Origin of the sequence: Agromyces sp. NPDC056965, from assembly GCF_042673425.1 — a bacterium.
GTDB lineage: Bacteria > Actinomycetota > Actinomycetes > Actinomycetales > Microbacteriaceae > Agromyces.
Genome location: NZ_JBHURI010000050.1, coordinates 23,073 through 29,920, shown reverse-complemented (window position 1 = coordinate 29,920; position 6,848 = coordinate 23,073). Strand labels below are relative to the sequence as shown.

Here is a 6,848-nt window from a genome sequence, read left to right as displayed (position 1 = left end):
GGCCGCGCGGCGGCCGTATCGAGATCCCGTGGGGGCGAGCTCGGTACGGCGCCCTCGCGGCCCACTCGTCTTCCCGTGTCGGGTCGCTCTCTCGGCCGACTCGTCTTCCCGTACGGGAAATGCCAGTTCCCACTCAGCGATGAGGGGAACCTGGCATGCGTCGTGCGGGTCCAATGCGAGAGTGTGCCCGACGGTTTTCGACGAGCTCACCTCGGATGCGATGAGGGGGAACTGACACACAGATCCTGGCGAACATGTGCGGCTTCGGATGAGATGTCCTCAGCAAGCAAGCAAGCAAGCAAGCAAGCACGCAAGCAAGCAAGCAAGCAAGCAAGCAAGCAAGCAAGCAAGCAAGCAAGCAAGCAAGCACGCAAGCAAGCAAGCAAGCAAGCAAGCCAGCAAGCCAGCAAGCAAGCAAGCAAGCAAGCGTCAGGCGTCAGTCGGCGAGTGGTTCGTCGAACCAGCCGGAGCGGCGACCCCTCTGCCCTCGGCGCCCGGCGCGGTGCGCGTGCGGTTTCCGCACCGGTGCTGCCGGTCGCGCCGGGAACTGCGGTGCGCGCTCGACGCCGGTGCCGTATCGCCGTGCTCAGTGCTTGTTGCCGCTGAGCGCGAGCACCCCGCCGAGGCCGATCATCATGACTCCGCCGGTGGCGGAGAGGTGCTCGAGGCGCTTGGGGGAGCGGGCGAACCAGCCCCGCGCAGCGCTCGCGGCCAGCGCCCACACCGAATCGCAGAGCAGCGCGAGCACGATGAAGACCACGCCGAGCTCGAAGAGCTGCAACGGGATCGACCCCGCCGAGAACGAGACGAACTGCGGCAGCACGGCGACGAAGAACGCGATCGTCTTCGGGTTCGTGACGCCGACGACGAACCCCTCGCCGAGCTGGCGCCAGTGCGAGCGCGGCGCGGCCTCGCCGTCGGCGGATGCCGCGGCATCCGCTCGGTGCCTGATGGCCTGTACGCCGAGGTAGACGAGGTAGGCGGCGCCCGCGAACTTGATGATCGTGAAGAGCACGACCGACTGGGCGACGATCGCGCCGACCCCGAGGGCCACGGCGGCGACGAGCGGCACCATGCCGAGCGCGTTGCCGATCACGCTGAGCAGGCCGCCGAGCCGCCCGAGCGCGAGCGAGCGCCCGATGACGAACAGCACGCTCGGGCCGGGGATGACGATGAGCACGACCGACGCGACGACGAATGCCCAGAGGTTCTCCATGGGGACCATCCCCGCATGCTACTCCGCACGCTCCGCGCTCGCGGGTCCCGAACCCACCCGATACGGTGGCACTCGTGAGCGACCACATCTCCGCGAGCGTCGCCGACGGTGTCGGCCACGTCACGCTCGACCGTCCGCAGGCGCTGAACGCGCTGAGCTACGAGATGATCCTCGAGCTCACCGCGATCTTCGAACTCTGGCGAAACGACTCCGAGGTCGGCGTCGTCGTGCTCGACGGCGCGGGGGAGCGCGGCTTCTGCGCGGGCGGTGACATCCGCGAGCTCTACACGTACGCCTCGAACGACGACCATGCCGAGGCGCGGCAGTTCTTCCGCGCCGAGTACCGGCTCGACGCGATGATCGAGCGCTACCCGAAGCCCGTCGTCGCGCTCATGGACGGCATCACGATGGGCGGTGGCATCGGCCTCGCCGGTCACGCCTCGATCCGCATCGTCACCGAGCGCTCGCGCATCGCGATGCCCGAGACCCGCATCGGCTTCACCCCCGATGTCGGCGGCAGCTGGCTGCTCGCCAAGGCGCCGGGCGAGCTCGGCGTGCACCTCGCGCTCAACTCGCGCACGATGGACGCGGCCGACGCGATCCACGCCGGCTTCGCCGATTCGTTCGTGCCCTCCGAGCGGCTGCCGCACGTCATCCAGGCGCTCGCCGAACGCGCCGACCCCGGCAGCCCCGCCGAGATCGTCATGCTGTTCGACGAGACGCCCGGTCCGTCGGCCCTCGCGCTCGCCCGCGACTGGGTCGACGCCTGCTACTCGGCGCCGACGGTCGGCGAGATCATCGAGCGCCTGCGCGCCTTCGCCGAGGGGCGAGCGACTGCGCACCTGGAGAGTGCGCCGTCGAGTTCGTTCCCGCAGCATCCGCTCGACCCCGGCGCCACCGCCTACGCCGCCGCTGCCGCCGACGAGCTCGAGACGCTCTCGCCGACCGCGCTCACCGTGACGCTCGAATCGGTGCGTCGCGCTCGCACGCTGCGGAGCCTCGAAGACGCCCTCGAGCAGGAGTTCCGCCTCGTCTCGTGGTTCATCGAGCAGCACGACCTGCGCGAGGGGATCCGCGCCCAGGTCATCGACAAGGACCGCAACCCGCGCTGGAACCCGTCGACGCTCGCCGAGGTCGATCCGGGCCTCGCGGCGCGCGTGATCGACGAGGCGCGGTTCGACCCGGTTTGGCCCGCCTAGCGTTTGTATACATCCAGTGCGCACTGAGCGATAGTTTGCGCATTCCTCCGCCGCAGCGTATACATAAGTGGGGGAGGGGTGAGCATGAGAGCCAGCGAACGCGCATATCAGGTGCTCCGCGAGGAGATCCTCGACGGCGTGCTCGCGCCGGGCACCGCGCTCGCCGAGGTCGAGCAGGCGAACCGGCTCGGCGTCTCGCGCACGCCGGTGCGCGAAGCCCTCGCCCGCCTCGAGGCCGACGGCCTCGCGACCGCCGCCTCCGCCCGGGTGCTGCAGGTGAGCGAGCTCTCGCCCGCGAGCATCACCTCGCTGTACGAACTGCGCGAGGCGCTCGAGGAGCAGGCGGCTCGGCTCGCGGCGACCCGGCGCGACCCGGCCCGGTTCACCGCGCTCCACGACCGACTCGCCGCAGCGCCCGAACTGCTCGACGGCGGCGACGAGGGCCTGCGCACCTACTACGACACCGTCGACGCGCTCGACGAGGAGATCGATGCGGCGACCGCCAACCCGATGCTCGTCGCGGCGCTGCGCAGCGCGCGCCTGCACTCCGCTCGAGTGCGGCGACTCGCCCGCCACAATCCCGAGCGGCTCCGCGCCGCGGCATCCGAGCACCTCCTGATCGTCGAGGCGATCATCGCGGGCGACGCCTCGCTCGCCGCCCATGCCAGTCACGTGCACCTGCACATGAGTCTTCGTCACGCACTCGCATCCATCGAGTCTCGTCAGCCCGACGGGCACCGCGTAGCCTGACCGTTGGAACAGTTCAGAAAGGTCCACCCCATGCACCTCCACCACCTTCGCACGCACCGCAGCGACGAGAACCTCGCCCGCGAGGGCCAGCTCGCCTGGAAGCTCGCGAGCGTCGCGACCGACCCGGTCGAGCTCGACGACGACGTCGTCGACATGGTGGTGAACCGGGTGATCGACAACGCGGCCGTCGCGGCCGCCTCGATCGCGCGCGGTCCCGTCGTCTCGGCGCGCAGCCAGGCGCTCGCCCACCCCGTCTCGATCGGCGGCGACGGAGCGACCGTCTTCGGTGCGGATGCCGCACGCCGCACGAGCCCCGAGTGGGCCGCATGGGCCAACGGCGTGGCCGTGCGCGAACTCGACTTCCACGACACCTTCCTCGCAGCGGAGTACTCGCACCCCGGCGACAACATCCCCCCGATCGTCGCCGTCGCCCAGCACCTCGCCGCGAACCGCGGCCTCACGGGTCGCGACGTCGTGCGCGGTATCGCGACGGGCTACGAGATCCAGATCGACCTCGTGAAGGCGATCTCGCTCCACAAGCACAAGATCGACCACGTGGCCCACCTCGGCCCGTCGGCCGCGGCCGGCATCGGCACGCTGCTCGGCCTCGACCAGGAGACGATCTTCCAGGCCATCGGGCAGGCGCTGCACACGACGACCGCGACGCGGCAGTCCCGCAAGGGCGAGATCTCGACGTGGAAGGCGCACGCCCCCGCGTTCGCCGGCAAGATGGCCGTCGAGGCGGTCGACCGCGCCATGCGCGGCCAGACGAGCCCCGTGCCGATCTACGAGGGCGAGGACGGCGTCATCGCCTGGCTCCTCGACGGGCCGGATGCCTCGTACGAGGTGCCGCTGCCCGAGGTCGGCGAGGCCAAGCGCGCGATCCTCGACTCGTACACGAAGGAGCACTCGGCCGAGTACCAGGCGCAGGCGTGGATCGACCTCGCCCGCAAGCTCCACGACGAGTACCCGCTGATCCTCGACGACCCGTCGCGCATCGAGTCGATCACCCTGCACACCTCGCACCACACGCACTACGTGATCGGCTCCGGGGCGAACGACCCCCAGAAGTACGACCCGGATGCCTCGCGCGAGACGCTCGACCACTCGATCCCGTACATCTTCACCGTCGCCCTGCAGGACGGCTCGTGGGACCACGCCGAGTCGTACTCGCCCGAGCGCGCCCACCGCCCCGACACCGTCGAGCTGTGGAAGAAGGTCACGACCGTCGAAGACGAGGAATGGACCCGCCGCTACCACTCGAACGACATCGCCGAGAAGGCGTTCGGCGGCCGCGTGGTCATCAAGCTCGCCGACGGCGGCGAGATCGTCGACGAGATCGCCGTTGCCGACGCGCACCCGCTCGGCGCCCGGCCGTTCGCCCGCGAGCAGTACGTGCAGAAGTTCCGCACGCTCGCCGAGTGGGCGCTGACGCCCGAGGAGATCGAACGCTTCCTCGACGTCGCGCAGCGCCTGCCCGAGCTCGGCCCCGACGAGCTCGGCGGCCTCACGTTCAATGTGGCGCCCGGCGCGCTCGTGGGCGTCGAGGTCCCCGAGGGACTGTTCTGATGCTGTACTCCACGACCACCCCCGCCGAGAAGCGCCGGCTCTTCCGCGAGCGGCTCGCCACCGGCGAGATCATGCGGTTCCCCGGCGCGTTCAACCCGCTCTCTGCGCGGCTCATCGAGCAGAAGGGCTTCGAGGGCGTCTACATCTCGGGCGCGGTGCTGAGCGCCGACCTGGGCCTGCCCGACATCGGCCTCACGACGCTCACCGAGGTCGCGGGCCGCGGCCGGCAGATCACCCGCATGACCGAGCTGCCGGCGATCATCGACGCCGACACCGGATTCGGCGAGCCGATGAACGTCGCCCGCACCGTGCAGGAGATGGAGGACGCCGGCCTCGCCGGCCTCCACATCGAGGACCAGGTCAACCCGAAGCGGTGCGGCCACCTCGACGGCAAGCAGGTCGTCGACGAGTCGACCGCGCTGCAGCGCATCCGCGCCGCCGTCGACGCCCGCCGCGACCCGAACTTCCTCGTCATGGCGCGAACCGACATCGCCGCGGTCGACGGGCTCGCCGCCGCGGTCGACCGGGCGAAGGCACTCGTCGACGCCGGTGCCGATGCCATCTTCCCCGAGGCGATGCGTTCGCTCGCCGAGTTCGAGGCGGTCCGCGCCGCGGTCGACGTACCGCTCCTCGCGAACATGACGGAGTTCGGCAAGAGCGAGCTGTTCACCGTGCAGCAGCTCGCCGACGTCGGCATGAACATCGTCATCTGGCCGGTCTCGCTGCTGCGCCTCGCGATGGGATCCGCGGTGCGCGGGCTCGACGAGATCGAGGCCACGGGCTCGCTCGTCGGCAAGCTCGACGAGATGCAGCACCGCGCCGATCTCTACGAACTCATCGACTACGAGGGCTACAACCGCTTCGATACGAGTATCTTCAACTTCACCGTCGGCGATACGCCGATCGAATAGCCGAGAGTCCCGAACCCGGGCCTCGGGGCCCGGGAATCACCAGACCCCGTCAACGCAAAGGAGCATCCGTGGCTGAGCAGGAGATCTACAAGGGCCTGGCCGGCGTCCCGGTCGATTACACCGCGATCTCGAAGGTGAATCCCGAGTCGAACTCGCTGCTCTACCGCGGCTACCCGGTGCAGGAACTCGCGGCCTCCGCGACGTTCGAGGAGGTCGCCTACCTGCTGTGGAACGGCGAACTGCCCGACGACGTGCAGCTGGCCGAGTTCGAGGAACGCGAGCGCTCGCTCCGCGGCCTCGACCACGAGGTGAAGCGCATCATCGACGAGCTGCCGCTCACGGCCCACCCGATGGACGTCGTGCGCACCGCCGTCTCGGTGATCGGCGCGAGCGACCCGACGACCCCCGACGACAGCGTCGAGGCCAACCTCGACAAGTCGATCCGCCTGCTCGCGAAGCTGCCGTCGATCGTCTCCTACGACCAGCGGCGGCGGCACGAACTCGAGTTCGTCGAACCGCGCGGCGACCTCGGCTTCTCGGCGAACTTCCTCTGGCAGACGTTCGGCGAGCTGCCCGAGCTGCCGGTCGTGAGCGCCTTCGACGTGTCGATGATCCTCTACGCCGAGCACTCGTTCAACGCCTCGACGTTCACCGCGCGGGTCATCACCTCGACGCTCGCCGACCTCTACTCGGCGGTCACGGGTGCGATCGGCGCGCTCAAGGGCCCGCTGCACGGCGGCGCCAACGAGGCCGTCATGCACGCGTTCGACGAGATCGGCACCGGCCCGGGCGGCGCCGAGCGCGCCGCGGCCTGGCTCGACGCCGCACTCGCCGAGAAGCGCAAGATCATGGGCTTCGGGCACCGCGTCTACAAGAACGGCGATTCCCGCGTTCCCACGATGCGCGACGCGATGGAACGCATGGTCGAGTACTACGAACGGCCCGACCTGCTCGAGCTGTACGTCGGCCTCGAGCAGGCGATGGCCGACCGCAAGGGCATCAAGCCGAACCTCGACTACCCGGCGGGCCCGGCCTACCACCTGATGGGATTCGACACCCTGACGTTCACGCCGTTGTTCGTCGCCAGTCGCATCACCGGCTGGACGGCGCACATCATGGAGCAGGCGGCGTCGAACGCGCTCATCCGACCGCTGTCGGTCTACAACGGCGTCGACGAGCGGCACGTGCCCGTCAAGGGCTGAC

6 protein-coding genes are annotated in these 6,848 nt (G+C 69.7%); 5 read left to right on the top strand and 1 reads right to left on the bottom strand.

Translation table 11 applies throughout. The features are described 5' to 3' along the window. Window positions 1–586: 586 nt before the first annotated feature. Window positions 587–1,225: a LysE family translocator gene (locus ACFTQE_RS13535; RefSeq protein ID WP_376925567.1), complete on the bottom strand. Its 639-nt coding sequence runs from the start codon at window positions 1,223–1,225 to the stop codon at window positions 587–589. 65 nt (window positions 1,226–1,290) lie between these two features. Between ACFTQE_RS13535 and ACFTQE_RS13530 the strand changes: the two genes are divergently transcribed. The 5 genes from ACFTQE_RS13530 to ACFTQE_RS13510 all read left to right on the top strand — a co-directional run bounded on the left by ACFTQE_RS13530 (window position 1,291) and on the right by ACFTQE_RS13510 (window position 6,847). Further along, entirely contained in the window at window positions 1,291–2,415 is a 1,125-nt protein-coding gene (locus ACFTQE_RS13530) for an enoyl-CoA hydratase/isomerase family protein (protein ID WP_376925566.1), read from the top strand. A gap of 84 nt (window positions 2,416–2,499) precedes the next feature. After that, on the top strand, window positions 2,500–3,165 hold the full coding sequence (locus ACFTQE_RS13525; RefSeq protein ID WP_376925565.1) for a GntR family transcriptional regulator: 666 nt from the start codon (window positions 2,500–2,502) through the stop codon (window positions 3,163–3,165). A gap of 30 nt (window positions 3,166–3,195) precedes the next feature. Continuing rightward, window positions 3,196–4,734 carry an MmgE/PrpD family protein gene (locus ACFTQE_RS13520; RefSeq protein ID WP_376925564.1) on the top strand — a complete coding sequence of 513 codons (1,539 nt, stop codon included), beginning with the start codon at window positions 3,196–3,198 and terminating at the stop codon, window positions 4,732–4,734. Further along, window positions 4,734–5,645, top strand: a complete 912-nt coding sequence (gene prpB, locus ACFTQE_RS13515) for a methylisocitrate lyase (RefSeq protein WP_376925563.1) — start codon at window positions 4,734–4,736, stop codon at window positions 5,643–5,645. The genes ACFTQE_RS13520 and prpB overlap by 1 nt, the downstream gene beginning before the upstream one ends. Window positions 5,646–5,713: 68 nt before the next feature. Further along, window positions 5,714–6,847, top strand: coding sequence for a bifunctional 2-methylcitrate synthase/citrate synthase (locus ACFTQE_RS13510; RefSeq protein ID WP_376925562.1), 1,134 nt, complete (start codon window positions 5,714–5,716; stop codon window positions 6,845–6,847). Window position 6,848 lies beyond the last annotated feature (1 nt).